This window comes from Clostridium celatum DSM 1785 (assembly GCF_000320405.1).
GTDB lineage: Bacteria > Bacillota > Clostridia > Clostridiales > Clostridiaceae > Clostridium > Clostridium celatum.
Map to the genome: position 1 here is coordinate 1 of NZ_KB291693.1, position 566 is coordinate 566.

The window sequence follows — 566 nt, forward strand, 5'->3', positions numbered from 1 at the left end:
AACTATATTACACAAAATTATCTACAGTCTCTTTTATACTATAAGTACCTTGATTATTTTCAATTGTAATTTCATTAGTTGCAATAATCTTAGATGTTTCTTTATCTTCTATTTGCAATTCAACTTTAAATTCTATAACTGTTACCTCAACCCAAGAAACTTCTTTAAATAAACCAAGTTCAACTGGTTCACCTGAATTAATTATTTCCTTTTGAGGACCCTTCTCTGGAACAATAAACCCTTCAACATCATCATCACTTTTCAGTATCCAATGATATTGGATTTCCTTATCATATTCTCCTATAGCTTTAGGTTTTAATGTTATTGGCATTCCCTTATAAGAGTTAGCATCATTAGTAGCAATTATTTCAACACTTAAACTATCTTTGTGTGTATTATCTTCTGTTTTTATTTGACAACCTACTAACCCAATTAGCAATATAGTTAAAATTATTGACCATATAACTTTCTTCATAAAAGCCTCCGTATTTCATTTAATAAACAATATAATACATTTGTTCAGCAATCATTACATTTATTGTACACTAAAAATAGTAAAATTAAAA

1 protein-coding gene is annotated in these 566 nt (G+C 27.0%); it reads right to left on the reverse strand.

The annotated features are described in order from the left end of the window. Positions 1-7: 7 nt before the first annotated feature. Positions 8-475, reverse strand: a complete 468-nt coding sequence (locus tag HMPREF0216_RS13470) for a hypothetical protein (protein ID WP_005215292.1) — start codon at positions 473-475, stop codon at positions 8-10. Positions 476-566: the final 91 nt, after the last annotated feature.